Annotated in this window: 26 protein-coding genes; 9 read left to right on the top strand and 17 right to left on the bottom strand. The window is 70.4% G+C overall.

Going from position 1 to position 26,418, the window contains the following annotated elements; genetic code table 11:
- Window positions 1–47: 47 nt before the first annotated feature.
- The 5 genes from IF67_RS0101185 to IF67_RS0101165 all read right to left on the bottom strand — a co-directional run bounded on the left by IF67_RS0101185 (window position 48) and on the right by IF67_RS0101165 (window position 6,330).
- Window positions 48–1,316 carry an amidohydrolase gene (locus IF67_RS0101185; RefSeq protein ID WP_051817461.1) on the bottom strand — a complete coding sequence of 423 codons (1,269 nt, stop codon included), beginning with the start codon at window positions 1,314–1,316 and terminating at the stop codon, window positions 48–50.
- Between the two features lie 139 nt (window positions 1,317–1,455).
- Window positions 1,456–2,670 carry a hypothetical protein gene (locus IF67_RS0101180; RefSeq protein WP_420708580.1) on the bottom strand — a complete coding sequence of 405 codons (1,215 nt, stop codon included), beginning with the start codon at window positions 2,668–2,670 and terminating at the stop codon, window positions 1,456–1,458.
- A 28-nt stretch (window positions 2,671–2,698) separates the two neighbouring features.
- The gene (locus tag IF67_RS0101175) at window positions 2,699–3,628 is read right to left on the bottom strand and encodes an N-acetylneuraminate synthase family protein (protein WP_030087032.1); all 930 of its coding nucleotides are present in this window, start codon (window positions 3,626–3,628) and stop codon (window positions 2,699–2,701) included.
- A gap of 81 nt (window positions 3,629–3,709) precedes the next feature.
- Window positions 3,710–5,002 (bottom strand): acylneuraminate cytidylyltransferase, encoded by a 1,293-nt coding sequence (locus tag IF67_RS0101170; protein ID WP_030981295.1) that lies wholly within the window; start codon window positions 5,000–5,002, stop codon window positions 3,710–3,712.
- A 38-nt stretch (window positions 5,003–5,040) separates the two neighbouring features.
- Window positions 5,041–6,330, bottom strand: a complete 1,290-nt coding sequence (locus tag IF67_RS0101165; protein WP_030981294.1) for a DUF6716 putative glycosyltransferase — start codon at window positions 6,328–6,330, stop codon at window positions 5,041–5,043.
- A gap of 223 nt (window positions 6,331–6,553) precedes the next feature.
- Between IF67_RS0101165 and IF67_RS0101160 the strand changes: the two genes are divergently transcribed.
- Genes IF67_RS0101160 through IF67_RS0101150 form a run of 3 tightly spaced genes read left to right on the top strand, consistent with a single transcriptional unit; the run spans window position 6,554 to window position 10,037 of the window.
- Window positions 6,554–7,531: a glycosyltransferase family 2 protein gene (locus IF67_RS0101160; protein ID WP_030981293.1), complete on the top strand. Its 978-nt coding sequence runs from the start codon at window positions 6,554–6,556 to the stop codon at window positions 7,529–7,531.
- Window positions 7,531–8,886, top strand: a complete 1,356-nt coding sequence (locus tag IF67_RS0101155) for a polysialyltransferase family glycosyltransferase (protein ID WP_030981292.1) — start codon at window positions 7,531–7,533, stop codon at window positions 8,884–8,886. Before IF67_RS0101160 ends, IF67_RS0101155 begins: the two co-directional genes overlap by 1 nt.
- Window positions 8,883–10,037, top strand: a complete 1,155-nt coding sequence (locus tag IF67_RS0101150; protein ID WP_030981291.1) for an acyltransferase family protein — start codon at window positions 8,883–8,885, stop codon at window positions 10,035–10,037. The genes IF67_RS0101155 and IF67_RS0101150 overlap by 4 nt, the downstream gene beginning before the upstream one ends.
- Before the next feature lie 92 nt (window positions 10,038–10,129).
- Here IF67_RS0101150 and IF67_RS0101145 read toward each other — a convergent pair whose 3' ends face one another.
- The gene (locus tag IF67_RS0101145) at window positions 10,130–10,807 is read right to left on the bottom strand and encodes a TetR/AcrR family transcriptional regulator C-terminal domain-containing protein (RefSeq protein ID WP_030981290.1); all 678 of its coding nucleotides are present in this window, start codon (window positions 10,805–10,807) and stop codon (window positions 10,130–10,132) included.
- Between the two features lie 37 nt (window positions 10,808–10,844).
- Here IF67_RS0101145 and IF67_RS0101140 point away from each other — a divergent pair, with 37 nt between their 5' ends.
- The gene (locus IF67_RS0101140) at window positions 10,845–12,416 is read left to right on the top strand and encodes an FAD-dependent monooxygenase (RefSeq protein WP_063754288.1); all 1,572 of its coding nucleotides are present in this window, start codon (window positions 10,845–10,847) and stop codon (window positions 12,414–12,416) included.
- Window positions 12,417–12,450: 34 nt separating this feature from the next.
- Here the strand turns inward: IF67_RS0101140 and IF67_RS0101135 are convergent, their stop codons facing one another.
- Window positions 12,451–13,050 (bottom strand): TetR/AcrR family transcriptional regulator, encoded by a 600-nt coding sequence (locus IF67_RS0101135; RefSeq protein ID WP_030981288.1) that lies wholly within the window; start codon window positions 13,048–13,050, stop codon window positions 12,451–12,453.
- A 69-nt stretch (window positions 13,051–13,119) separates the two neighbouring features.
- On the opposite strand from IF67_RS0101135, the gene IF67_RS0101130 reads away from it, so the two are divergent.
- Complete coding sequence (locus IF67_RS0101130) at window positions 13,120–14,181, top strand: DMT family transporter (protein WP_078889211.1); 1,062 nt, start codon at window positions 13,120–13,122, stop codon at window positions 14,179–14,181.
- Here the strand turns inward: IF67_RS0101130 and IF67_RS0101125 are convergent.
- Window positions 14,178–15,164: an IS481 family transposase gene (locus tag IF67_RS0101125; RefSeq protein WP_030981286.1), complete on the bottom strand. Its 987-nt coding sequence runs from the start codon at window positions 15,162–15,164 to the stop codon at window positions 14,178–14,180. The two genes, IF67_RS0101130 and IF67_RS0101125, sit on opposite strands and share 4 nt — an antisense overlap.
- An 87-nt stretch (window positions 15,165–15,251) precedes the next feature.
- On the bottom strand, window positions 15,252–15,617 hold the full coding sequence (locus IF67_RS0101120) for a VOC family protein (RefSeq protein WP_030981285.1): 366 nt from the start codon (window positions 15,615–15,617) through the stop codon (window positions 15,252–15,254).
- Between the two features lie 95 nt (window positions 15,618–15,712).
- On the opposite strand from IF67_RS0101120, the gene IF67_RS0101115 reads away from it, so the two are divergent.
- Entirely contained in the window at window positions 15,713–16,678 is a 966-nt protein-coding gene (locus IF67_RS0101115; RefSeq protein WP_030981284.1) for a helix-turn-helix transcriptional regulator, read from the top strand.
- A gap of 49 nt (window positions 16,679–16,727) precedes the next feature.
- Here the strand turns inward: IF67_RS0101115 and IF67_RS0101110 are convergent, their stop codons facing one another.
- Both IF67_RS0101110 and IF67_RS0101105 read right to left on the bottom strand, forming a co-directional pair.
- Window positions 16,728–18,125, bottom strand: coding sequence for a gluconate:H+ symporter (locus IF67_RS0101110; protein ID WP_030981283.1), 1,398 nt, complete (start codon window positions 18,123–18,125; stop codon window positions 16,728–16,730).
- 64 nt (window positions 18,126–18,189) lie between these two features.
- On the bottom strand, window positions 18,190–18,711 hold the full coding sequence (locus IF67_RS0101105; protein WP_030981282.1) for a gluconokinase: 522 nt from the start codon (window positions 18,709–18,711) through the stop codon (window positions 18,190–18,192).
- 132 nt (window positions 18,712–18,843) lie between these two features.
- Here IF67_RS0101105 and IF67_RS0101100 point away from each other — a divergent pair, with 132 nt between their 5' ends.
- On the top strand, window positions 18,844–19,545 hold the full coding sequence (locus IF67_RS0101100; protein WP_030981281.1) for a FadR/GntR family transcriptional regulator: 702 nt from the start codon (window positions 18,844–18,846) through the stop codon (window positions 19,543–19,545).
- Between the two features lie 50 nt (window positions 19,546–19,595).
- Here the strand turns inward: IF67_RS0101100 and IF67_RS41025 are convergent, their stop codons facing one another.
- The 5 genes from IF67_RS41025 to IF67_RS0101075 form a co-directional block, all read right to left on the bottom strand.
- The gene (locus IF67_RS41025; protein WP_030981280.1) at window positions 19,596–19,808 is read right to left on the bottom strand and encodes a hypothetical protein; all 213 of its coding nucleotides are present in this window, start codon (window positions 19,806–19,808) and stop codon (window positions 19,596–19,598) included.
- 130 nt (window positions 19,809–19,938) lie between these two features.
- Window positions 19,939–20,481, bottom strand: coding sequence for an NUDIX hydrolase (locus IF67_RS0101090; RefSeq protein WP_030981279.1), 543 nt, complete (start codon window positions 20,479–20,481; stop codon window positions 19,939–19,941).
- A 5-nt stretch (window positions 20,482–20,486) separates the two neighbouring features.
- Window positions 20,487–21,608, bottom strand: coding sequence for an NAD-binding protein (locus IF67_RS0101085; protein ID WP_030981278.1), 1,122 nt, complete (start codon window positions 21,606–21,608; stop codon window positions 20,487–20,489).
- 218 nt (window positions 21,609–21,826) lie between these two features.
- Window positions 21,827–22,258 carry an ATP-binding protein gene (locus tag IF67_RS0101080; protein ID WP_030981277.1) on the bottom strand — a complete coding sequence of 144 codons (432 nt, stop codon included), beginning with the start codon at window positions 22,256–22,258 and terminating at the stop codon, window positions 21,827–21,829.
- 8 nt (window positions 22,259–22,266) lie between these two features.
- A complete protein-coding gene (locus tag IF67_RS0101075; protein WP_030981276.1) occupies window positions 22,267–22,707 on the bottom strand; it encodes a hypothetical protein in 441 nt (146 codons plus the stop codon).
- 151 nt (window positions 22,708–22,858) lie between these two features.
- Between IF67_RS0101075 and IF67_RS0101070 the strand changes: the two genes are divergently transcribed.
- Together IF67_RS0101070 and IF67_RS0101065 are read left to right on the top strand one after the other, a co-directional pair.
- Entirely contained in the window at window positions 22,859–23,956 is a 1,098-nt protein-coding gene (locus tag IF67_RS0101070) for a hypothetical protein (RefSeq protein WP_030981275.1), read from the top strand.
- A 16-nt stretch (window positions 23,957–23,972) separates the two neighbouring features.
- Window positions 23,973–24,641, top strand: coding sequence for a YdcF family protein (locus IF67_RS0101065; RefSeq protein WP_030981274.1), 669 nt, complete (start codon window positions 23,973–23,975; stop codon window positions 24,639–24,641).
- A gap of 135 nt (window positions 24,642–24,776) precedes the next feature.
- Here the strand turns inward: IF67_RS0101065 and IF67_RS0101060 are convergent, their stop codons facing one another.
- Window positions 24,777–26,375 (bottom strand): acyl-CoA mutase large subunit family protein, encoded by a 1,599-nt coding sequence (locus tag IF67_RS0101060; RefSeq protein WP_030981273.1) that lies wholly within the window; start codon window positions 26,373–26,375, stop codon window positions 24,777–24,779.
- Window positions 26,376–26,418 lie beyond the last annotated feature (43 nt).

Below are 26,418 nucleotides of genomic sequence, written 5' to 3'. Positions count from 1 at the left end.
TTATCGGATCGTCGCGAACGGACGCTGACGGCGACCACTACCTGGGGTTACGACGGGGCGGCAGCAAGCAGCGCCGCGGCGGTGAAGAGTTCGACGCCGACCTTGATCGCCAGCTCGTCCACATCGAAGTCGCCGCGGTGCAGATCCCGGCGCATCGGGTCGGCGGGCGGGTGGACGCCGAGGCGGGCCATGGCGCCGGGGACATGTTCGAGGTACCAGGAGAAGTCCTCGCCGCCGAGGGACTGCTCGGTGTCCTCGATGGCGCCCTCGCCACGGCGGGCGGCCATCGCGGAGTGCAGCAGCTGGACGGTGACCGGCTCGTTGACCACCGGCGGCACCCCGCGGACGTAGGTGATCTGCGACTTCGCGCCGTGCAGCGCGGCCACCTCGTCGATCGCCGCATGCACCAGGTCCGGGGCCTTCCGCCAGGCGTCGAGATCGAGACAGCGGACCGTGCCGGAGAGTTCGGCGTGCTGCGGGATCACATTGCAGGCGTGGCCGGAGGCCAGACGGCCCCAGGTGACGGCGAGGCCGGCGCGGGCGTCGACCCGGCGGGAGAGCAGGGCCGGTACGTCCAGGGCGACCCGGGACGCGGCGGTGACCATGTCGGTGGTCAGGTGCGGGCGGGCGGTGTGGCCGCCGGGGCCGTCCAGCCCGACCTCCAGCCGGTCACAGGCGGAGGTGATGGCTCCCGTACGGATCCCGATGCGGCCGGCGTCGACGCGCGGGTCGCAGTGGACGGCGAGGATCCGGCCGACGCCCTCCAGGGCGCCGGACTCGATCGCGTCGGAGGCGCCGCCCGGCAGCACCTCCTCGGCGGGCTGGAAGATCAGCCGGACGGGGCGCGGCAGGGCGCCGGCGCGGGCCAGTTCGGCCAGGACCAGACCGGCGCCCAGGACGACGGAGGTGTGCACGTCGTGGCCGCAGGCGTGCGCACGACCGGGGATCGTCGAGGCGTAGTCGACGGTCTTGGTGTCCGGGATGGGCAGGGCGTCGATGTCCGCGCGCAGGGCCAGCAGGGGGCGCGCGGGGGCCGCGGCGAGCGCCGTTCCGTCGGCCGTGGCGTCCGGTGTACCGATGTCACAGATCAGGCCGGTGCCGACGGCCAGTACCCGGGGCCGCAGACCGGCCCGCTCCAGCCGTTCCTTGAGCGCCGCGGTGGTCCGGAACTCCTGGTTGCCGAGCTCGGGATGCATGTGCAAGTCGCGGCGGAAGAGGCCGAGTTCGGCGCGCAGCGCCTCGGGGAGGGCGCCGGGGAGCTGGTCCCCGGCGGGAGTACGGGCGGTGCCGGCATCGCGGGAGATCGAGTGGTTCACCCGTGGAAGGTTACGGGCCTCAATGGGGCAACTGTCCCTCGATCAACAAAAGTTCAGCCCGTTAGGGGAAGAAAATCTAGGCCGCTCGGCGCATGGACGGTTTATGCGACGGGTATGCAGTAGGGCTTCCCGCACATGCTCATCCGGCGGCCACCCGCTGGGTGAACGGCAGTCGCTGCACGTCGCGGGCGGTGCCGGTGACCCCGTCGAGGAAGCCCTGGGCGCGCGGCGAGGCGTGGGCCGTCAGCCACTCCGGATCGATGTCGCAGACCGCGACCTTGACCTCGGTGCCCCGCAGGGCGAGCGGCAGGGTGTGCACGACCGTGGAGGGGAAGCTGACGATCAGCCGTCCGATGGGGCCGCGCCGGGCGATCAGTTCCAGCGGCAGATCGGGCCGGACGATCTCCAGCCCCGTCTCCGCCACGAGTCGGCGCAGCTTGTCGGCGCTCTCCTTGCGGTGCGCGAAGTAGCGGGTGGCGCCATGCGTACGGGCCAGCATGCCGACCGCCGCCAGATAGCGGTCGGCGTCCACGACTCCGGTCTCCACCAGCGAGGTGCCGACGATATCGGCGGCGCGGGTGAGCCGGGGCGGGCCGAAGCGGCCGCGGGTCCAGGCGAAGTCGTTGGTGGTGACCTCGACGCCCGGTGGTGCCTCGACGGGCATCGAGCTGAACAGGCCGACGGTGCGCCGGCCGCCCTCGGGTTCCGGGGTGAGCCGGCGCCGGGCGGTGGCCGAGAACGGCGCGAAGACCAGGTCCCGCGCGCCGCGCCCGCTGCCGTTGCGGTGCCAGCGCACCAGCCGTTCGCCGTGGGCGAGTTGGGAGATGAACTCCATGGTGGCGGTGCCGTCGTCGACCACGACCAGATCGCGCGCCCTGGTGAGGGTGAGCAGCAGCTGCACGTAGCGGGAGAACGGGTCGCCGATGACGATGCGGCGGGCGCGGCGCAGCAGCGGGGTGAGCCCGCCGACGGTGCGCATCGGCGCCGTCGGGCCGCCGCGGGCCTCTTCCCAGCGCACCGTGTGGCCTTCGTCGCGGGCGAGTTCGGCCATCCGGCGCAGCTGGCCGCGGGTCATCGGGTCGTGCGGGGAGAGCACGACGACGGTGAGCGCGGTGGCCTGTGCCGTGTACGCCCATTCCAGGACGTTCAGCAGCTGCACCGGGCTCTCGACGAACGCGAGGGTGCCGGTGCCCCGGGCGGGGGCCTCCGGTCCGGAACCGGTGCGTGCCGGCCGGCGGCGCTGCCGCGGCACCCCCAGGAGACGACGGGCGGGAGAACCCGTCGTCTCCTGGGGCGGGACCCCGGTGCCGGGCGTGACGGACCCGGCGGGGGCCCCTTCAGGTGAGCTCACCATCGCTCCCGTCGGTTCGTCGGCCCGGCCGTCAGACCGCCGCCGGCTCGGCGCCGGCCTCGGCCTCGGCGACCACGCCGGTGACGCGGCGCAGCTTCTTCATCGGGCCGAGCTCGCTCTCGTAGACCTTCTTGACGCCGTCACCGAGGGACTCCTCGATGGTGCGGATGTCGCGGACCAGGCGGGACAGGCCGCCGGGCTCGACGGAGGCGGCCTGGTCGGAGCCCCACATCGCGCGGTCGAGGGTGATGTGGCGCTCGACGAAGGTGGCGCCGAGGGCGACCGCGGCGAGGGTGGTCTGGAGACCGGTCTCGTGGCCGCTGTAGCCGATCGGGACGTTGGGGTACTCGTCCTGGAGGGTGTTGATCATCCGCAGGTTGAGCTCCTCGGCCTTGGCCGGGTAGGTGCTCGTGGCGTGGCAGAGCAGGATGTTCTCGCTGCCCAGGACCTCGACGGCGTGCCGGATCTGCTTGGGGGTGGACATGCCCGTCGAGAGGATGACGGTGCGGCCGGTGGCGCGCATGGCGCGCAGCAGCTCGTCGTCGGTGAGCGAGGCGGAGGCGACCTTGTAGCAGGGCACGTCGAACTTCTCCAGGAAGGCGACGGACTCGACGTCCCACGGGGAGGCGAACCAGGCGATGCCGCGCTTCTTGCAGTACTCGTCGATGGCGCGGTAGCCGTCCTCGTCGAACTCCACACGGTGGCGGTAGTCGATGTAGGTCATCCGGCCCCAGGGGGTGTCGCGCTCGATGTCCCACTGGTCGCGCGGGGTGCAGATCTCCGGGGTCCGCTTCTGGAACTTGACGGCGTCACAGCCGGCGTCGGCGGCGGCGTCGATCAGCGCGAAGGCGTTCTCCAGGTCGCCGTTGTGGTTGATGCCGATCTCGCCGGTGACGTAGACGGGGCGGCCGGGGCCGGCCTCGCGGGAGCCGAGGGTGCGGAGGCGGGAGTTGCTGCTCATGGGGAGGGTTCCTTCGTGTCGATCAGGGGGTGTGCGGGGTGATCAGGGTTTTTTGGGGGGTGTTCAGGGGGTCTTTGTGGGTTACAGGGACGGGCCCAGCAGCCAGCCGGCGATCTCGCGGATCGCGCCGCTGCCGCCGGGCGTCGCGGTGACCGCGCGGGCCGCGCCGCGCACCACGTCGTGCGCCCCGGCGACCGCCACGGGCCAGCCGACGAGGTCGAAGCACGGGAGGTCGTTGACGTCGTTGCCGACGTAGAGCACGCGCTCGGGCGCGATGCCGGCCTCCTCGCACCACTGCTTGAGGGCGAGGTCCTTGCGGTCGATGCCGTGCAGGACGGGCACCCGCAGCTTGCGGGCCCGTGCGGCGACGACCGGGTTGGTCTCGGTGGACAGGATCAGCAGCTTCAGCTCCGCCTTGCGCAGGGCGGCGATGCCGAGGCCGTCGCCGCGGTGCACCGCGACGATCTCCCGTCCGTCGGAGTCGATCAGCACCCGGTCGTCGGTCTGGGTGCCGTCGAAGTCGAGGACGACGGCGTCGATGTCGTCGAGGGTCGGCAGTGCGCCGGGCCGCGGGGCGTCCAGCAGCGGCGCGAGCGCGCGGGCGCGGGCCAGGTCGTGCGGATCGTCGATCTCCAGCACCCGGGCGGGGTCGGTGCGCACGAGTTCGGTGCGGCCGAAGAAACGGTGGCCGCCGGCGCGGAAGCCGGCCGCTTCCATGGCGTAGGCGGCGCCGGTCTCCAGCAGGTCCTGGGGGCGGTCCTGGCGGCGCGGCCGGAAGGATTTGTCGTGGTTGACGCCGTAGCCGCCGGTGGTGGTGACGGCGGCCGGGGCGGTGGCCATGGGCTGCGCGGGGACCGTGGCGCCGGCGGGCCGCTCGGCGGGAGCCGGGCTCACGTCCGCGTCGTCGGCGGCGTCGCGCCAGACGAAGCCGTGGAACGGTGCCACGGTCAGCGCGCTGTCGGCGCCGCCCTCGACGACCGCGGCGGCGACCGAGTCGATGTCCTCGCGGACGAGGAAGGGGCTGGTGCACTGGACCAGCAGCACCGCGTCGACCCGGGTGCCGTGCTCGGCCTCGTAGGCGTCCATGGCGTGCAGGACGGCGGCCTCGCTGGTGGCGGTGTCGCCCGCGATGTCACCGGGGCGCCGTACGACGACCGCTCCGGCGCCGCGGGCCGCGGCCGCTATCCCGGCGTCGTCGGTGGACACCACGACATCGGTGACCAGGCGGGCGGCGCGGCATTCGCGGACCGCGCGGGCCACCAGGGGCACTCCCCCGACGGCGGCGAGGTTCTTGGCGGGCACGCCCTTGGATCCGCCGCGGGCGGGGATGACGGCAACCACGGTCGGCGGGCTGCTCTGCGGGTTCGGCGGCATGTCGGGCTCCTTCCGGGAGCTGGCGGGCGACGGGGCGGTCACAGCTGCCCCCAGCGGCGGATGGCGGGGGCGACGCGCTGGACGCCGTGGCGGTAGGCGCCACGGGCGGCCTCGCGGACCGTCTCGCGGGCGACCCGGCGCAGTCCGCCGGTCTCCTCGGGGGCGTCCGCATGGCCGGCGACCGGCGCGCCGTGCGGGTCCAGGCCGTGCCGGGCGAGGATGCCGGGGAGGTAGCCGGGGGCGGTACGGGCTGTGTAGTACGGGGTGACCGGCGGCAGCCGGTCGGCGGTGCGCAGCGCGGTGACCCGGGTGCGGGCCGCGTCGAAGGCCTGCTCGTAGTCCCCGGCTGCGGCGACGCCCTGCCGGGCGAGCCAGTCGGCGTCCGGCTCCGGGCGGTGCCCGGCGTCCAGTTCGTCCCAGGAGGCGAGGCAGCCGGAGCCGAGGAAGTGGTGGTTGCCGAGGACCTCGCGGACGCCGAGGTCGGTGAGGACGGCGGTGGGGATGCCGCGGTGCAGCGACTCCAGGGCGGCGGTCGAGCTGACCGTCACCATCAGGTCGGTGCGGTCCAGGACCTCGCCCATGTTCCCGTACACCAGGCGGCAGTTGGCGGGCAGTCCGCCGGGCGCCTTCGCGGCGAGCTTCTGGTAGGGCAGCTCCTCGATATGGGTGGTGTGCTCGCCCGGCTTGCTGCGGAGCTTGATCAGCACCTCGCGGTCCGGGTGCCTGCGGGCGTGCTCCACGGCCCGGCGCAGCAGGTAGGCCCGGTCCGCGCGGCTCTCCGGGACGGAGGGCTGGGCGGCGAACACCACGGTGTAGGCGCTGGTGGAGCGGCCGCGGTCGTAGGGCGCGCCGCCGAGGAACGGCAGGGCGCATTCGACGACGCTGCCGTCGTCGGCGCCGACACCGCGGTAGACCTCGCGGAACCGGTCCGCGTCGTGCCGGGAGTTGGCGAGGACGACATCCGCGCCGTGCCGCAGCAGCAGCCCGTCGGCGAGCTTCTCGTAGACCACGCCGACGTAGCCGGTGACGACGACGGGGCGGCGCTCGGCGCCCTGCCAGGCGCGGCCGAGGCCGTGCAGCATCGCCTGCACCGCTCCGCCGACACAGGCCAGCACGACGACGTCGCAGACCGTACGGTCGAGGGACCGGACGAAGTCGACGCCCCTGATTTCGCGCAGCGAGTCCGCACGGGCGCCGACCTCGTCGAGCTGGCGGACCGTGGGAGTGGCGCGGCCGCGGAGAAGGTAGCCGTCGAGCCGGATGTCCGATTGGATTCGGTACGCTGTCAAAGCGCCCCATTTCCATCGGGTATCCGAGTCGGCGAGCACAGCGACCCGCGGCGAAGAAGAGGTACGTGATGGCACGTCGATGACGCTAGGAAGGCATTCCGTTTGGCGGGCCAACTGGGTCGCAACAAAGGGTTAACAGCGGGTCGACGAATGGCCAACCAGCCCGATTGTCGGCCTGGTTAACCATCCCGCCATTCTTCGTTCACCTTGAGGTCCGCACCCGGTAAAGACGAATGCCGTCTGCCCGCCTAACGTCACCCGGGTGGTTAAGCTCTCCGTCATCGTGCCGTTCTACAACGTGCAGACATACGCGCCCGACACCCTGAAGAGCCTGGCGGCCAATGCCCGTGAGGACTTTGAATTCCTGCTCGTCGACGACTGTTCGCGCGACGAGACCCCGGAGATCCTCGCGCGCGCCGAGCGTGAGCTGCCGGGCGCCAGACTGCTGCGGCACGAACAGAACGGCGGCCTGGCCACCGCCCGGAACACCGGCCTGGACGCAGCCCGCGGCGAATACGTCACCTTCCTGGACGGCGACGACTGGCTCGCCCCCGGTTACTACCCCGAACTCCTCGGCGCCATGGAGGGGTTGGGATGTGACTTCGTCCGTACCGACCATGTCCAGTGCACCGCCCGCGCACGCACCGTGCACCGTGTCCCGCACGGCCGGCGCGGGGTGGTGATGGACCCGCGCGAGGCGATCCTGCCCGCCGACCGCTCCACCTCCGTCGACTACGCCTTCGCCTGGGCCGGCATGTACCACCGCCGGCTGCTGGACGAGGGGGTGCTGCATTTCCGGGACGGTCTGCGCACCGCGGAGGACCGCCCGTGGATCTGGCGGCTGCACCGCGAGGCGAAGTCCATGGCGGTGGTCGGGCTGCTCGGCGTTTTCTACCGGCGCGGAGTGGCATCCTCACTGACCCAGATCGGAGATGTGCGGCAATTGGACTTCATTCGCGCTTTCGATCAGGTGATCGAGGAAACGGCGCAGGACCGCGATGCCGATCTTCTGCTGCCGAAGGCGGTGCGCACCTATTGCGCGATCATTTCCCACCATCTCGGTTCGGTCGAACGTTTCGAACCGCAGGTCGCCCGTAAATTGCGCGCGATGAGCGCCGCGGCCATGAAACGCATGCCGCAGGACGTACTGAAGGAAGCCCTGGATTCGATGGATGTGCAGCGCGCGTCCCGGCTGCGGCGCCTGCGCCGTCGCCCCGTCCCGGCGGAGGTCGCCGCCTGATGTCCACCCGACCGCGTACCCAGATCTTCATGGCGTCCACGCTCTACGGTGCGGCGACGCTCGCCGCCGCGCTGGACGCCGACTGCTTCGCGCCGGCCGACCGCCGGCTGCTGCTGCTCAGCAACAACGCGACGACCCCGGAGACCACCGCGTCGCTGGACACCATGCCCGGCTTCGAGCGGCTGCGCGGCCGCTTCGACCGGGTGCTGTCGTGGAACGAGACGATCAGCCCGTTCCACCCCGGCGGCTGGTCGCCGCGCTCGGACGACGTCCCGCTGTGGGAGCGGCATCTGCGGCTGCTGTGGGGCCTCGGCGACGACCACGTCGAGCTGGTCGTGGAGTCGATCCAGGTCAACCCGGCGCTGGCGATCGCCCAGCTGTTCCCGGACGCGCCGATCGATGTCTACGCCGACGGGCTGATGAGCTACGGACCCACCCGCAACAAGCTCGACCCGCTGATCGGCACGCGCATCAGCCGGCTGCTGCATCTGGATCTGGTGCCGGGCCTGACGCCGCTGCTGCTCACCGAGTTCGGCGTCGCGCCGCAGACCGTGCCGACCGACGCCTTCACCAAGGTGCTGGCCGAACTCTGTGACGCCAGTGGCGAGGTGGCGGTCCCCGAGGGTGCCGCGCTGCTGCTCGGCCAGTACCTCTCCGCGCTGGGCATCCTCACCCCCGAGGAGGAAGAGGAGCTCCATGTGCGGATGGTGCGCGGCGCCGCCGAGCGCGGCCACCGCGAGATCGTCTTCAAACCGCACCCGTCCGCGCCGGCCCGCTGGTCGCGGCTGCTGGAGCGGGAGGCCGAGAAGCTGGACATCGCGCTGACCGTGCTGGACAGCCCGGTCCTGGCCGAGGTGCTCTACCAGCGGATGCGGCCGGCGCTGGTCGTCGGCTGCTTCTCCACCGCACTGCTGACGGCGGCCACGTTCTACGACCTGCCCACCGCGCGGACCGGCACCGGGCTGCTGCTGGAGCGGCTCACGCCGTACCAGAACAGCAACCGCGTCCCGGTCACGATCGTGGACGCGCTGGTGCCCGACCTGGGCGACCGCAGCGAACGCCCGCGCGCCTTCGCGACCGCCGGGAGCATCGAGGGCCTGGTCACCGCGGTCGGCTATGCGATGCAGCACCAGATCTATCCGCAGCTGCGGCCGGCCGCCGAGCGCTACCTCGCGACCCGTCTCGACCAGGTCACCTGGCGCTACTTCAAGCGCCGCCGGCTGACCGCGCTGGCGCTGCCCGGTGCGCTCCCGTCCCAGCTGTCGTTCATTCCGCGCAATGCCACCGTCCGCAGGGTCGCGCGCCGGGCGCGTGCGGTGCAGCGGCGGCTGAAGAAGCGGGCCGCGTTCGGATGAGCGCGCCCCAGCTGACGACCGGCGCGCCGCCCGTCGCGCCGGATCTCGTCACCGCCGGTCCCCGGCCTGCGATACGGGGGCGCAGCCGCGGAGGACCGTCGCGGCTGCGCGCCCTGGACGGGCTTCGGCTGCTCGCCGCGCTGATGGTCGCCGCCTACCACTACGGGGGCCGCAACGGCGAGATAGCCCAGGCCTGGGGCGGCTCGCCCGCCCACCAGTTCCCCACCGCCGCGCCCCTGTTCGCCTACGGCTGCCTGGGCGTGCAGATCTTCTTCGTGATCAGCGGCTTTGTGATCTGCCTCAGCGGCTGGGGACGGACGCTGCGCGCCTTCATCGCCTCCCGCGTCTCCCGCCTCTACCCGGCCTACTGGGCCGCGATCCTGCTGGTCACCGCGGTCTTCGCGCTCCCCTGGGTCGCCTACAAGGCGCTGGCGCCCAGCGAGGTGCTGACCAATCTGACCATGCTCCAGCAGCCGTTGGGCGTGGACCGGGTGCTCGGGGTGTGCTGGACCCTCTGGGCGGAGATGCGCTTCTACGCCCTCTTCGCGCTCTGCGTCGTGCTGCCCGGCGCCACCCGCCGCCGGGTGGTGCTGTTCTGCGCGGGCTGGACGCTGGCCGCCGCGCTGGCGCAGGCCGCCCACCAGCCCTTCCTCGACACCGTGCTGATGCCGGAGTACGCCCCGTTCTTCATCGGCGGGGTGGGCCTGTACCTGCTGCACCGTTACGGCGCCCGCGATCCGATCGCCTGGGCGATAGTGCTGGTCAGCTGGCTGATCGGCCAGCATTACGCGGTCGCGGGACTGTGGCACGCGCCGTCGGCCACCGCGTTCTCCTACCGCTCGACGGCCGTCATCATCGCCGTCGTCACGCTCGGCTTCGCCCTGGTCGCGGCGGTCGCGCTGGGCAGGCTGCACTGGGCGAACTGGCGCTGGCTGACCGTGGCCGGCGCGCTGACCTACCCGTTCTATCTCGTGCACGAGCATCTGGGCTGGGTCGTGGTGCGGGCGCTGCACCACGGCATCGGGCTGCCCTCGTACGCGACGCTGATACTGACCGTCGCTCTGATGCTGCTGCTCGCGTGGGTGCTGCACCGCTTCATAGAGCGCCCGCTCACACCCGTGCTGAAGCGGTCCATCGACCCACGGCGCTGACGTCGGGCGGGGCCGGTCCCCGCGGCTGCGCATTCCGCCCGCGGGGCCGGTCTCCGCGGCGCCGCGGGACGGCCGCCCGCCCCGCGGCGCGATCAGCCTCGCGCGTCCGGGCCCATGGTGACCTCAATGCCCGCGACGATGGTCCGCAGCCCGGCCTCGAAGCCCTGCTCCAGATCACCGAACATCGTCCGGCCGGCCAGCGCCGCGAGCGGATACTCCGGCCCGATCTGCCGCTCGCGCTCGGACTCGTCATAGGCCGGGTCGCGGATCTCCCGCTGTCCGGGCACCGGGTGGACCGACTGGTCCTCGATCACCGCGCCCACAGTGAAGTTGTACGCGGTCCACCAGGCCCGCACGGCCTCTTCCAAGGTGAAGCCCGCCTCCGTCAGGCGGGTCATCAGGGAGTCGAGCGGCCCGGCGGCGGTGCCATCGGTCATCCGCGTGCCGCTGAAGACCTTGCCGCCGTCGCGGTAGGCGAGCAGTTCGCGGCGCACCGACCGGCAGGCGCCGAGGAGCATCTCCTGCCAGGTGCCGGCGGGCCGGCCCGCGCCGGACCCGCCGCCCTCCAGCCTCCCGGCCATCCGCCGGATCATCTCGGTGGCCATCTCGTCCAGCAGTTCCTGCTTGTTCTTGAAGTGCCAGTACAGCGCGGGGGCCTGGACGTTCAGCTCCTTGGCGATGCCTCGCAGGGTGAGCCCGTCGAGGCCGACCTCGTTCAGCAGCCGCAGTGCGGTGTCCACGATCTGTTTCCGGTCGATGCGCGAAACCATGTTGACAACTTAACACCGTTAAAGCCATCCTCGGAACATGGCACTTAACAACGTTAAGGAAACCTTTGGCGCCGCCCTGCCCGACGACGGCACGGCGGTCGACGTACTGATCGCCGGGGCGGGCCCGACCGGCCTCGCCCTGGCGATCGACCTCACCCGCCGCGGCGTGCGCACCCTGCTCGTCGAGCGGCAGGAGCAGCTCTCGCCCGGCGCCCGCGGCACCGGCGTGCAGCCGCGCACCCAGGAGGTCTACGACGACCTCGGGGTGCTCGACGCGGCCTTCGCGGCCGGCGGCCTCTACCCCAAGACCGCCCGCTGGGAGAACGGCGCGATCGTCGACGTCACCGAGATGATCGAGCGGGTCGACCCGACGCCCGCCACGCCGTACTCCAATGGCCTGATGCTGCCGCAGTTCCGCAACCTGGAGCTGCTGTACGAGCGGCTGCGAGAGCTCGGCGGAGACGTGCTCTTCCGCACCGAACTCACCGCGTTCGACCAGGACCCCGCCGGCGTGACGGCCCGTCTGCGCCACGCCGACGGGGCGGAGCGCACCGTGCACGGGGCCTATCTGGTCGCCACCGACGGCGGACGCAGTACGGTGCGGCGCGCGCTGGGCGTCAAGATGAGCGGTCCGGAGCTGGAGCCGGTCCCCGTGCTGCTCGCGGATGTCCGGGTGGACGGCCTGGACCGCGACCACTGGCACCGCTGGGAGCTGCCGACCGGCGGGTTCGCGGGCCTTCTCCCGCTGGCCGGCACGGACTACTTCCAGACCATGATCGCGGCCTTCGGCACCACACCGGACACCTCGCCCGAGACGGTCCGCGCCCAGCTCGCGGCCCACACCCACCTCGACGCCGAGCAGATCCGCGAGGTGCTGTGGTCCTCCCTCTTCCGCCCCCGGGCGGGCCTGGTCGACAGCTACCGCACCGGCCGGGTCTTCCTCGCCGGCGACGCCGCGCACATCCACTCCCCCGCGGGCGGCCAGGGCCTGAACACCAGCGTCCAGGACGCCTACAACCTCGGCTGGAAGCTCGGCCAGGTACTGCGGCACGGCGCCCCCGACAGCCTCCTCGACACCTACGAGACCGAGCGCCGCCCGATCGCCGAGGGCATCCTCGACACCAGCACCCGGCTGCACCGCTCCCGCGAGCTGCGCCGCGGCCGCGACCTGCACCAGCTCGGCATCGGCTACCCCGACAGCCCGCTCACGCGGGAGCTGCGCACGGACCTCGCCGAGGGCATCCCCGCTGCGGGCGACCGGGCCCCCGACGCCCCCTGCACCACGGCCGACGGCAAACCCACCCGGCTCTTCGACGTCTTCCGGGGCCCGCACTTCACGCTGCTGGACCTGGGCGGGGCCGGCGTCGACGACACCGCCCTGCCCGCCGCTGCGGGCCTGCTGCGCCTCGTCCGCGTCGGCGGCCAGGACCCCGATCTGATAGACACCGACGGCCATATCCGCGAGGCCTACGGCCCCGGCCCCGCCGTGCTCCTCATCCGCCCCGACGGCTATCTCGCCCTCGCCGCACCGCCCGAGGACGCGACGGCGCAGGTGACCGCGGCGCTCAGCACCTACCTGGGCGCGGACCTGGCACCGGCAGCCCGGTGAACCCCGCCGGCCGGTCCGGCGGGCCCACCGCCGGTCACGGCCGCACCCCCGCGGCCGCGAGCAGCGTCTGCGCCTCGTCGCGGGCCTGACCGATCGGGTCGGGGAAGATGCCCAGTCCGTGGGCGACGAGGGCCCCTTCATGAAGGAGCATCAGCGCCCGGCCCAGCCGGTCGGCCCGGCCGGGGGCGGCGGCCCTGACCAGATCGGTGAACAGCGCGAGCATCCACTCCTTCTGCGCGGTGATGATCGCGTACGCCGGGTGGGACGGATCGCTGATCTCGGCATGGGCGTTGACCATGCTGCACCCCTTGCCGCTGTGCTCCGCCGACCAGGCGCGGGAGGCGTCGAAGACGGCCAGGACCCCCGCCGCGGGCGACGGCCGGGCGGCGTCGAGATACGGCACGAGAAAGGCCCGCCAGCGTTCATCGCGGTCCGCGAGGTACTCCACGACGATCTGCTCCTTGGAGCCGAACCGGTCGTAGAGGGTCTTCTTCGTCACCCCGGCCTCAGCAGCGATCAGATCCACGCCTACGGCATGGATCCCGCGCTCGTAGAACAGCCGCCCGGCGGCCTCCAGGGCGCGCCGCGCGGCAGGCGTCATCGTGATCCGGGGCGGTTTCTGCGAGGCACCCATGCAAAAAGTATACCGATCTGTATAGTGAAAGGAGAGGTATACAGATCGGTCTACTGAAGGGGCGACGACATGCATCTCCTGCTCTCGGCCGCCTTTGTGCTCTGCTGGAGCTCCGGGTTCATCGGGGCCAAGCTCGGCGCGGACAGCGCGCCCGCCACCACGCTCCTCATGTGGCGGTTCCTGCCGCTCGCCGCCGTCCTCGTCGTCGTGGCGGCCCTCTCCGCCCGCGCCGCGTGGCGGGGCCTGACCGCACGGAACCTGGCCCGGCAGGCCGTCATCGGCGCCCTGTCGCAGAGCGGCTATCTGCTCACCGTCTACTCCGCGATCCAGCTCGGGGTCTCCAGCGGCACCACGGCCCTGATCGACGGCACCCAGCCGCTGGTGGCCGGGGCGCTCGCCGGACCGCTGCTGCACCAGTACGTCTCCCGCCGGCAGTGGCTCGGCCTGTGCCTGGGCGTGGGCGGCGTCGTCCTGGTCACCACGGCCGACGCGGCGGCCGGCTCGGGGGTGGCCGGGTGGGCCTACCTCGTCCCGTTCCTCGGGATGTCCTCGCTGGTGGCGGCCACGTTCCTGGAGGGCCGCTCGCGCACCCGGGTCGCCCCGTCGGTGTCGATGACGATCCACTGCACCACCAGCGCGGTCCTGTTCACCGCCCTCGCCGCGGGCACCGGCTCCCTCCGGCCGCCCGCCTCGCTCTCGTTCTGGGCGGCGGTCGGCTGGCTGGTGGTGCTGTCCACCTTCGGCGGGTACGGGCTGTACTGGCTGATCCTCCGGCGCCGGGGCGTCACCGAGGTGAACACCCTGATGTTCCTGATGGCGCCGGTCACAGCCCTGTGGGGAGCCGCCATGTTCGGCGAGCCCTTCGGCCCGCAGACCGCCGCGGGGCTGGCACTCGGGCTTGCGGCGGTCGCCGTCGTGCACCGCGGCGCGGCACGTCCGGCCGGGGCAGACACCACCGGAAGCCCGCCCCCATGTGCACGAGGCCGCACCAGCGGATATCCGCTCGTACGGCCTCGTGACGGGGACAGGCGCCTGAGGGGGGGTGGGGCGCCCGGGGCGGCAACCCGCCCGGAAAGAACAGTGGTCCGAAGGACCCGGGCCCTGAAGGGCCCCGGAGAACAAGGCCCCTAGATGTACTGGTCGGGGACGTTGATCAATCGTGAGAACGGGGGCTGGTTGCCGCAAGCGGTGTGCGGACGGTGCTGGTTGTACTGGTGCAGCCACGGTGGCAGAGCGTCTCGGCGTTGTTGCTCGCTGGTGTAGCAGCGGGCGTAGGCCCAGCCGTCGGCCATGGTGCGGTGGAAGCGCTCGACCTTGCCGTTGGTCTGCGGACGGTAAGGGCGCGTGAACTTCGGCGTGATCGAGAGGGCGTCGCACGTGTCGCGCCACAAGTAGGACCGGTAGGCGCCTCCGTTGTCCGAGAGCACCCTCTCGATGGTGACGCCGCGCTCGGCGAACCACTCCACCGCGCGATGCAGCACGCTGACTGCGGTCATGGCCGTCTCGTCATTGTGGACCTCGGTGTAGGCGACGCGAGAGTGGTCGTCGATGACGGTGTGCACAAACGCGTATCCGAGCTTCGGGCCGCCGTAGGCGTTGCGTGACTTGCCCGGAGTCGCGACGCGGTGCTTCTCGCCTTGGCGGCGGCCGACGTAGCGCCATCCGCCGCCATCGGGAATGTTCCCGAGCTTCTTCACGTCCACGTGCACCAGCGATCCCGGGTGGTCGTGCTCATACCGCCGGACGGGTTCACCAGTCGCGCGATCGACGTAGGCAAGTCGGTTCAGTCGGGCTGATCGCAGGATTCGGTGCACTGTCGACGGGGCGATGTCGAGTCTCGCGGCGAGCTGGACCGGCCCTTCTCGCAGACGCAGTCGCAGGTTGACGCACCTCTTCGTCACGGTGATGGTTGTCTTGCTCGGCGATATCCGGGGTCGTGAGGATCGGTCCTGCATGGACTCACCTGCAAGGTAGCGGTCGACCCAGCGCTTTACGGTTGGCCAGGACACCTGGAATCGGGCCGCGACTTCGCTGATGGGCCAGCCGTCGTCAACGACGAGTCGCGCGACTTTCAGACGGTGGCGCGGGGTGAGGGCAGCGTTCGGATGTGACATTTCTGAGCTCCTGGACAGACTGAAGGGCCGACCATCGTGTGTGGCCGGCCCTTCGACAACTAGACGTGTGGGTAGGGGGCGTGCAGATCAGTCCACCGGGGAGACTCGGATGAGGTTGCCGTCGGGGTCGGTGATCACAAACGTGCGGCCGAAGACAGCGTCGTGCGGCTCCTCCACGACATGGACTCCCTTCGAGACCCAACTCGTGAAGATCTCGTCAATCGCAGTCGCTGCTCCGGAGACCATCAGCCCGACTTCGCTTGTGCGAGGGGTGCTCGGGACCGCTTGCTCGCTGTAGCCCGTCCACAGCGCGAACAGGACACCGGGGGCAACCTCGAAAGCTACGTAGTGGGGACTGATGAAGGTCGGTTCGATCTCGAACAGGTCGCTGTAGAAGGCGGTAGCGGCCTCGGCGTCGCGGACGCCGATCAGGAACAGGTTGGGTGCGGGCATAGAGCGCTCCTCAGATCGTTGAAGTCTCGGTACCGCTCCAGTTGATCGCCTCATCGCGACAGAACCTGTCACCTTTTCTGCGAACATTAGTCAGCATGAAGGCTTCGAGGCTGTTGCACCTCTTGCTGCTCCTGCAGACCCGTCAGCGCATCACCACCACCGATCTCGCCGAGCGTCTGGAAGTGTCTCGGCGGACTGTGCTGCGGGATGTCGAGGCGCTCTCGACAGCAGGTGTGCCTGTCTATGCCGAACGCGGGCGGAACGGCGGGATCGTCTTGCTCCCCAGTGCAAGGCTCAACGCATCCCATCTGGAACCACCAGAGCTGGAGGCCCTCTCCGTAGCCGGTTTGGACAGCGCGCAACTTGAGCGTATGGGCCTGTCTGCGGTGTGGGAGTCGGCCGCGCGCAAGATAGCCGCCCGGCAGGCTGTAGCACCTGGGTCGCCGAGCCTGCTGCAACTGGCGGACCTGGTGCTGGTGGACAGCACCGCGTGGTTTGCTGCCTCAGAGGCAGCGGTCGACGTATCGGATCTGGCCTCGGCCTTGCGACGCCGACGACGGCTGCGAATCCAGTACCGGCGCAGCGCCGAGAATCAGGCCTCAACGCGGGTGGTCGACCCGTACGGGATCGTGGCGAAATCAGGCCGCTGGTATCTCATCGCCGATGACCAGGGGGACGGTCGACTGTTCGCTCTGGAACGACTCTCGTCCTACGAACAACTCGACGCGCCCGCTGCTCTCCGACCAGGCGAAACCCTCCGCACCAGATGGACCGCATTGAAGGAAGGTACCGAGGGGCAAGGTCGCGTGAGCGTGACCGTCCGTCTGCCAGAAAATGGCCTCGACCTGGCATGGCGCATCCTCGGCAACCGCATCCACGATATCTCCGACGCGGAGAACGGCTGGTGCACCGTCGTCGTCCGCTACCCCGACATCGAGTCAGTGCGTCAGCTCCTCCAGTTCGGCGACCACATCGAGATACTCACCCCAGAGACAGCCCGCGAACGCATCAGTCAGCTCGCCAGAGACCTGGCTGAAAGGCACTCAACCCCAGCCTCGTGATTGCCGATCGGAACGTCCTGCCCTCCATCAACGTCTCCGGTCAGTACACCTAGAGGACCAGGGAGAGCAGCAGCACGCACCCGATCCCGACGACCGAGATCAGCGTCTCCATCACCGACCAGGTCTTCAGCGTCTGGCCGACGTTCATCCCGAAGTACTCCTTGACCAGCCAGAATCCGGCGTCGTTGACATGGCTGAAGAACAGCGACCCGCAGCCGATGGCCAGCACCAGCAGTGCGGCATGAGTGGTGCTCAGCTCCGCGGCGAGCGGGGCGACCAGTCCGGCGGCGGAGATGGTGGCCACCGTCGCGGAGCCGGTCGCGAGCCGGATGGCGACCGCGATCAGCCAGGCGAGCAGCAGCGCGGAGATGTTCCAGCCCTTGGAGACATCCAGGATCATCTGGCCGACGCCGGCGTCCACCAGCGTCTGCTTGAAGCCGCCGCCCGCGCCGACGATCAGCACCACACCGGCGATCGGGGCGAGCGACTTCTCGACGGTGGTGGCGATCCGGCCGCGGGTGAAGCCCGCCGCCCGGCCCAGCGTGAACATCGCGACGAGGACGGCGGTGAGCAGCGCGATCAGCGGCGAGCCGATCACGTCGAAGACCCGCTGGACGGTGTGTTCGGGATTGTCGACGACGATGTCCACCAGCGCCTTGGCCAGCATCATCACCACCGGCAGCAGCACGGTGGCCACGGTGATCCCGAAGCCGGGCCGCTTCTCCAGGTCGTCGGTGGCGCGCTCGGGCACCATGTTCTCCGGCGGGCGGATGTCCACCCAGCGGGCCGCGTAACGGGAGAAGACCGGCCCGGCGATGATCGCGGTCGGGATGGCGACGACCACACCGAGCGCGAGGGTGACTCCGAGGTTCGCACCGACGGCGTCGATCGCCACGAGCGGCCCGGGGTGCGGGGGGATCAGCCCGTGCATGACGGACAGTCCGGCCAGCGCCGGGATGCCGATGCGCATCAGCGAGAAGTTGCCGCGCTTGGCGACCAGCAGCACCACGGGGATCAGCAGCACGATGCCGACCTCGAAGAAGATCGGCAGCCCCACAATCCCGGCGATCAGCACCATCGCCCAGGGCATCGCCTTCCGGCTCGCCTTCGCCAGGATCGTGTCGACGATCTGGTCCGCACCGCCGGAGTCGGCGAGCAGCCGCCCGAGGACGGCACCGAGCGCGATCAGCACGCCCGTGCCCGCGACCGTCGTGCCCAGGCCCGCCGAGAAGCTGGTGATGACCTTGTCGAGCGGTGCGCCGGCCACCGCGCCGAGCACCAGCGAACCGATGATCAGCGACAGAAAGGCATGCAGCTTGAACTTGGTGATGAGCAGGACGATGACGGCTATGCCGGCCAGGACGGCGATGCCCAGCTGTGCGTGGCCGGCCGAGGTTATCGGCTCGACCGCGTCCGCTGCGAGCATCTCGACGCTGAGATGAGTCACGGCGATTCCCTTGGTTGGACGGAGGGGGAAGGGGGTGCTGCGGTACGGGTGCGGGGGTACGGGGTTATGCGCCCGGCGGGTCCATCGCGCGCAGTGCGGTCACCGCGCGCTCGGCGATCTCCTCCGGGGTGCCGGACACATCCACGGCGACACCGGCCTCGTCGGGTCCGAGCGGTTCGAGCGTGGCGAACTGGGAGTCCAGCAGCGCGGTCGGCATGAAGTGGCCCTTACGCTCGGCCATCCGCTCCTCGATCAGCGAGCGGTCGCCGGTGAGGTGCAGGAAGACGATGCGGGGAGCGGCCGCCCGGAGCCGGTCGCGGTAGGCGCGCTTGAGCGCGGAGCTGCTGACCACACCGCCGCCGTGCCCGGCGCGCTCGTGCGCCCAGGCCCCTATGGCGTCCAGCCAGGGGCCGCGGTCGTCGTCGTCCAGCGGGATGCCCGCCGACATCTTGGCGATGTTGGCCGGCGGATGGAAGTCGTCACCCTCGGCGTACGGAACGCCCAGCCTGTCGGCCGCCATCGGGCCGATCGTGGTCTTGCCGGTGCCGGCCACGCCCATCACGACGATCACGTCGGGGGTGCTCATCCCGTGGTACCTCGCTGTCTTCATCGACCTCGTGCGGCCCCCACTGAAACCCATTAGGTACGACGTATTCAAGAGTCTGTGATGCAAACGTCATACTTAATTGGCCGGAGTGCGGGAACGTAGGCTTGCCCCATGGAAAACGAGGGGAAGGGACTGCACGCCCGTGTACTGGAGTCCCTGGGGCCCGCGATCACCGCGGGCGACTACCCTCCGGGCACGGTCCTGCGCACGGACGAGCTGGAGCAGCGCTTCGACGTCTCCCGCACGGTCATCCGCGAGGCGATCCGGGTACTGGAATCCATGCAGCTGGTCGCTTCCCGGCGCCGGGTGGGGGTGACCGTCCGGCCCACCGAGGAGTGGAACGTCTACGATCCGCGGGTGATCGGCTGGCGGCTGGCCGGCCGGGACCGCCCCCGGCAGCTGCGCTCGCTGACCGTCCTGCGCTCCGCGATCGAACCGGTCGCCGCGGGCCTCGCCGCCCAGCACGCCACCCCCGCGCAGTGCGCCGAACTCACCGAACAGGCCATGGGGATGGTCGCCACCTCACGCGGCCAGCAGCTCGACGCCTATCTCGTCCACGACACGGCCTTCCACCGCGTCGTGCTGACCGCCTCCGGCAACGAGATGTTCGCCCGGCTCGGCGATGTGGTCGCCGCCGTCCTGACCGGCCGCACCCAGCACCATGTGATGTTCACCGACCCCGACCCGGCCGCGGTCACCCTCCATGTGCAGGTCGCCGAGGCGGTACGCACCGGCGACGCGGCACGGGCGGAGTCCCTGACCCGTGAGATCACGGCGGGCGCGATGGCCGAACTGGACGTGCTGGCACCGTAGTCGGCGGGACGTCCGCGCACCGTCAGGGCAACCGGCAACCGGCAACCGGATCAGAACAGCGGCTGCTGCCCCGGGATCGGCGGCTCCTCCGGGTCGAACAGCTTCTCCGCGGGCGCCATCATCGGCGCGATCCGGCGCGACCCCGGGCAGGAGATCAGCTCCAGCACCGTCCGCCGGCCAGGCGGGTCATGACGGGCGAAGCGGCCGCCGACAACGGCGATCTCTCGGGTACAGACGGGGCACGCGCGGCGGGGTGACGACATACCCACAGTCTGACGCAGCCTGACCACCGGGGCACAAGCTCCCGCCCCCGCACCGCGCGCACGCACGGGACTCCGGAAGCGACGCGGGCCGGGGCCGCTTCCGGAGTGCCGGGGGGACTGCCGGCCGGTGTCAGCGAAGAACCTGGGCGATCCGGCATCGCAGGCGTACGTCGCTGATGCTGTCGAGGTCGCGCCAGGCGGCGTCGATGACCTCTTCGCTCTGGAGCCGGCCGACTTCGACTCCCGTGCGGAAGAGGAACCGGAAGTCGACGTGCTGGTGGTCCGGCTCGGCCTTGGCGTCGTTGGCGTCGATCGGGTGGATGTCGATGTGGACAGGAATGTTGCTCGCTGGGGTGATGGCCTCGGCAAGGATGCCGGTCTCTTCCGCGAGCTCGCGCCTGGCGGCTTCCATGAGGTTGGTGTCGGTGGATTCGAGGTGGCCGCCGGGGAGGAGCCACTTGCCGGTGGCGAGGTGGTGGATGTGCAGGACGCGTCCGTCTGGCCCGACGAGGATCGCGCCCGCGGTCGCGTGACCACGGAACTCCTTGCGGGAGGCAAGGTCGGATCCGGCGTCCAGGAGTTCGAGGGCGATGGCCAGGCCGGGCTTCTCCTCGGGGTGCTCCTCAAGGTAGGAGTGCAACGTGGTGCGGATGTGGGCTGCCGTGATGGCCATGGTGATCACCTGTTGAAGTAGGAGAGCCAGATTGCCGCGATCGCGGCGCGGTCGGCCGCGGGAACCTCGTGCATGCCGGGGGCGAGATCTCCGCGGGTGAGCATCCTGATCGCGGCCAGGATCTCGGCCTGGACCAGGAAGATGAACGGTCCAACGCTGGCGCCGTGCAGGAAGTTGACGGCGTTGCCGCCGTTCGCCAGATAGAAGTAGTGGCCGGTGGTCTGGTAGCGGGTGACGTGATCGCCGACCATCGTGCGGGTATAGACATTCGGCAGTCCGCCCAACTCCAGTTCATCCTCGCTGGAGGTGACAGTGGCGACGTAGGCGCCGTTGCGGAGGTGGGGGAAGTCCTCCCCCTGCAGCGAGACGGCGCCGGTCGCGCAGAGCACCAGGCCGGCGCCGGTCAGGGCGGTCTCGCGGTCGCGGGCAACGGCGAAGCCCTGGGACAGGGCCTGGGTGCGGCGCACGGGGTCGATGTCGAAGACGGTGACCTGGACGCCCTTGGCGTGTAAGAGGCGGGCGATGGATGAGCCGAGTTTGCCGAAGCCGATCACCAGGGCCGGGCGGCCGTGGAGGATATCTCCTCGTGCGCGCATGACGGCCTCGGTGGAAAAAACGACGGACTGGCCGACGAGGAAGTCCTCGGGGTCCTTGAGCGGGGACCGGGCGACGGAGATGACTGGGCAGGGCAGTTTGTCGAGTTCGTCGTAGCGGCGATGTCCGTTCTCGGTGTCCTCGATCACCCCGGCGAGGCGGCCGGAGTAGCAGCCCGAGATGTCAGTGAGGGTGGGCGCGAAATAGCCGCCGACATCCAGCAGGACGAACGTCTCCCCGGCGGCCCGGGATTCGATGTAGTCGAGCGCGGTGTCGGCGTCGGTGAACAGTTCGCGGGAGAGCGCGTCGACGGGGAGGGTCCGCTCGACCTCGCGTCGGGCGGCTGCGTCGACGGATTTGGGCTTGGGCAGCACGGCTTTGAGACGGCTCATCGCGGCGACTGCGCGGATGAAGCCCGGCCGCTCGGGCAGCAGATGGGTGACGAGGAGGGAAGCAGCTTGCTCATCGGGGGCGAACCGGGCGGCGATCTTCGTGAAATAGGCGTCCAGCCGGGCGCGTTCGAAGGATTCCATAGCATTGACCTCTCGTTCTTCAGCTCGGAGCCGCGGGGGCTGTCAGGCAGTGCGGGCGAAGCCGACAGCAGCAGGTCATCGGCGACCAGGTGAGCGTTGACGGGGACGGCGCCGACGGTGTGCGGCGGTGGGGCGGTGGGGCGGGCCGAGGATCAGGAACATCCAGGCGCCCAGCGAGACCAGGAGTCCAGGGCCCGGACCTTGAGAAGGAGTGCCGGTCAGCCCAGGTGGTCCTGGCTGCCGGGGAACCCGGCCTTGAAGCGCGACCAGACGATCTTGCCCAGCGGCTCTCGGTCCTCGACACCCCAGCCATCGGCGAGTATGTCGACGATGCTCAGGCCCCGCCCGGTGGTGTCGGTGTCCGCCGGGTGCTGAATTGCCGGCTGCGGTTCGCAGCCGCCGCGACGGTCGTGGCTGTCGTGCACTTCCAGGCGTACGAAGTCTTCGTCAGCGTCCAACCGCACCAGGAAGCCGTGGCCACGCTTCGTGCCGTGGAGGATGGCGTTGGAGGCCAGTTCGGAGACACACAGCCGGACATCGTCGGTTGGTGCGTCCAGCCCCCATGCCTTCAGAGCCATGGCGGCGAAGTCGCGGGCCAGGCTGATCGATTCGGGCTTTGCTTCGAAGAACTTCTGTGTCGCATCCACCATGGCGGGCCTCACGTGATCTCTGTGTCCAGGGCAAGGGCCGACCCCGGGCTTCGGCGGCGAAGGGCTGCGGAGGGCGGGCTGGTCGGCCCGTGACCGGACGGGCGAGGGCTGCGGGGTCCGCGCACCAGCAGCAGCCGTGACCCGGCCGCCTCGATCTGTTTCTGCCGTTCACCGGCTATCGCCTTCGTACCCAAATGGGAGGCAGCCGGTGCAACGACGCCATAGGTTTCCGGCAGAGCAAGCACCTCCAGCAGACCGGTGAACGCCCCCGAACCGTTCGTGGCAGAGCGTTCGGTGAACAAACCGGACAGCACCAGCTCGTGGCTGCGGCAGTACTCGGTCAGCGACGCCATCAGGGCCTCCTGCCGGGCGGCAGAGACCTGCACCAGCCGCAGAAAGCCGAAAACGACCGGCCCGCTGACCCGGCGATGCTCGGTGAGGGGTTCCATCGATGTCCGTCCAAGTGCTCGGGATGTGACAGCACTTGAATCCTGGCCCGGTCTGCTTCAGCGGCCAATGACCCTCTGTTGTACTTCCGTTGCACTTGTGTCCCCTGCCGCCACGCACCGTGCTTGGATGACGGACGGAAGGGAGCGACGCGTGGCGACCGTGCACCACTGGACCGGCCTGGAAGCCCGGGCATTACGTCTCGCACTCCGGCTGAGCGTCCGCGCGTTCGCCCAGCACCTGGGCGTCGGCGTCCGCACCATCTCCAAGTGGGAGAAGCTGCTGGCCACAACGGCACCACGGCAGGACACCCAGGCCATCCTGGATACCGCCTTGGCCCGCTCGGACACCGCCGTGCATCTGCGCTTCGAGACATTCCTGTCCGAGGCCGGCCGGCACGGCCAGTGCAGCGGCAGCCGCATCACCAGCAGCGGCCCGAGAGCCTGGGAATACGAAACGTGGACCGACGACCTGGACCGGACCGTCGTCGCCCTCTCCCGCCAGAACTTCACCTTCGCCGACAACCTGCTGAACCGGTGGCTGACACGCTTCGATCCGGCCGAGCTGGACGACAAAGGCAGGTACTTGGTCGCCCGCTCAACAGCGCTGATGGGTGATCTCCAACGAGACCAAGGAGCCGTCCTCGGCCCGCTGTCGGCCCAGCACTCCTATGCCGGTGCCCGCTCGCTGTTCACCCAGCTCGACATTCCTCGCCGCATCGCCCAGCTCGACCTGTCCCTCGCCGTGGTCGCCGAGATGTCCGGCAAGCTGGAGACAGCCGCCCGCCATTACGAGACCCTGGCCGTCGACGACAGGCTCTCCCGCCGCGACCGGGCCAGAGCCCAGCTGTGGGTGGGCACCGCGCTGAGCAAGGGCGGCAACAACGACTACGCCGCCCGGGTCATGCTCGCCGCGACGCGGGAGTTCGAGAACCTGACCGAGCCCGACGACTGGTCCGTCGCCCACCAAAAGCTCGCCCTCGCCCACCGCGGCGTTGGTGACATCACCCAGGCCCTGCACTTCATCGACATCGCCCGTAGCACCGGAACGACCGACTCACCAATGCAGCAGGTCCGGCTGGACACCGCCCACGGTCACATCCTGCTGTCCGACCCTGCCACCCGGGATGATGGGCTGCATGTGCTCGACGACGCCGCGAAGCTGGCCGCCAAGTTCGGTCTGAGTCACCAGTTCCGCAGCATCGAGGGCATCCGGATGACGAGCGAGGGGGCCTCCGGCCCCCGGCGGTGACCAGGGAGAGACGCGAGTGACGGACAACGAGCGGGCCATCACCAAAGGCCAGCGACAGCAGGCCGAGCTGATCTGGGACTACCACCAGATGCACCACGAGGTGCGGCCCACCGACGCCGCCATCGGCCTGGGCAGTCACGACCTTGGTGTCCCGGCTTTCTGTGCCGAGCTGTACCGAGCCGGCCTGTTCCCCACTCTGGTGTTCTCCGGCGGCTCCAACCCCACCGCCCCCGAACGCTTCCCCCGCGGCGAAGCAGTGCACTTCCGCGAGCATGCGATCGCCCTCGGAGTGCCGGCGGACGCGGTTCTGCTGGAGCCCGGCGCGAGGAACACCGGGCAGAACATCACCCTCTCCCGCGAGGTCCTGGTTGCCGCCGGGATCATGCCGAAGACTGTGTTGCTGGTCTCCATGCCATATATGGAGCGACGCGCCTATGCCACTGCCCGCAAGGTGTGGCCCGAGGTCGAGGTGATCTGCGCCTCGGCGCCCCTGGAGTTCGATGACTATCTGAAGACGATCGGCGACGAAGAACTTGTCGTCCACCAGCTCGTCGGCGACCTGCAGCGGGTGGTCGAGTATCCCCGCCTCGGGTTCGCCGTCGAGCAGATCGTCCCGAAGGACGTGTGGGTCGCATACGAATCGCTCGTCCACGACGGCTTCACCAGCCGCCTCCTCGCTCCCTGACCTGCCGCCTCCGGGCGGGCTGTGCGCGAGTCACCAACCCAACGCGTTCCCGAGGCAAAGCCGTGCCGCTGCCTCGGCACGGCTCTGTGGAGTGCAGTGCGCGCTGACTTGGCACCCTGTCGTGCCCGACCACCCTCAGAACGCATCCGTCGGCACATACGTCCCCCAGACCTCCCGCAGCGCATCGCACACCTCGCCCACCGTCGCCCGCGCCCGCAAGGCCTCGCGCATGGGGTGGAGGACGTTGTCCGTGCCCTCGGCGGCCTTGCGCAGATCGCCGAGAGCGGCCGACACCGCACGGGCATTACGGCGGTCCCGGAGCACGCCCAGCCGCTCGATCTGCTGGGCCTCGATCGCGGGATCGACCCGCAGCGGCTCGTAGGGCTCCTCCTCGTCCAGCTGGAAGCGGTTGACGCCGACCACGACCCGTTCACCGGCGTCCGTCTCCTGGGCGAGGCGGTAGGCGTTGCGCTCGATCTCCTCCTTCTGGAAGCCCCGCTCGATGGCGGCCACCGCACCGCCCATGTCCTCGACCCGCCGCATCAGCGCCACGGCCGCCTCCTCGGCCTCGTCCGTCATCGACTCGACGGCGTAGGAACCGGCGAACGGATCGACGGTGGCGGTCACATCGGTCTCGTACGCGAGCACCTGCTGGGTACGCAGCGCCAGGCGGGCCGACTTGTCCGTGGGCAGGGCGATGGCCTCGTCGAAGGAATTGGTGTGCAGCGACTGGGTGCCGCCGAGCACGGCGGCGAGCCCCTGGAGGGTGACCCGGGCGAGGTTCACCTCCGGCTGCTGGGCGGTGAGCTGCACCCCCGCCGTCTGGGTGTGGAACCGCAGCATCAGCGACTTGGGATTCTGCGCGCCGAACTCCTCCCGCATCACCCGGGCCCAGATCCTGCGCGCGGCCCGGAACTTGGCGACCTCTTCGAGCAGCGTCGTCCGCGCGACGAAGAAGAAGGACAGCCGCGGCGCGAAGTCGTCGACGTCCATCCCGGCGGCAACAGCGGTACGCACATAGGCGATGCCGTTGGCGAGCGTGAAGGCGGTCTCCTGCGCGGGCGAGGCACCCGCCTCCGCCATGTGGTAGCCGGAGATGGAGATGGTGTTCCACCGGGGGATCTCGGCCCGGCAGTACTGGAAGATGTCCGCGGTCAGCCGCAGCGACGGCTGCGGCGGGAAGATGTACGTCCCCCGCGCGATGTACTCCTTGAGCACATCGTTCTGGACGGTCCCGTTCAGCTGACCGGCCGCCACCCCTTCCTCCTCCCCCACCAGTTGGTAGAGGAGCAGCAGCAGCGCGGCGGGCGCGTTGATCGTCATCGACGTCGACACCCTGTCCAGCGGGATACCGCCGAACAGCACCCGCATGTCCTCGACGGAGTCGATGGCCACCCCGACCTTGCCGACCTCGCCCGAGGCGATCGGGGTATCCGAGTCGTGGCCCATCTGCGTCGGCAGATCGAAGGCGACCGACAGGCCCGTGGTGCCGTGGGCGATCAGCTGCCGGTAGCGGGCGTTGGACTCGCGCGCGGTGCCGAAGCCGGCGTACTGCCGCATCGTCCAGGGCCGCCCGGTGTACATCGACGGGTACACGCCCCGGGTGAAGGGGTAGCTGCCGGGGGCGCCGAGGCTGCGCTCCGGGTCCCAGCCGTCCAGCGCCTGTGGCCCGTACACAGGATCGATGGGCAGGCCGCTCTCGTTGTACCGCACACTGCCCGACTCGTGCGCCATGGGTGTACGCCTCCCACTGGGTGACCGGCACCGGGTATCCGCC

This window comes from Streptomyces sp. NRRL S-1813 (assembly GCF_000719605.1).
Classification (GTDB): Bacteria; Actinomycetota; Actinomycetes; order Streptomycetales; family Streptomycetaceae; genus Streptomyces; species Streptomyces decoyicus.
This window is presented reverse-complemented; position numbering and strand designations above follow the sequence as displayed.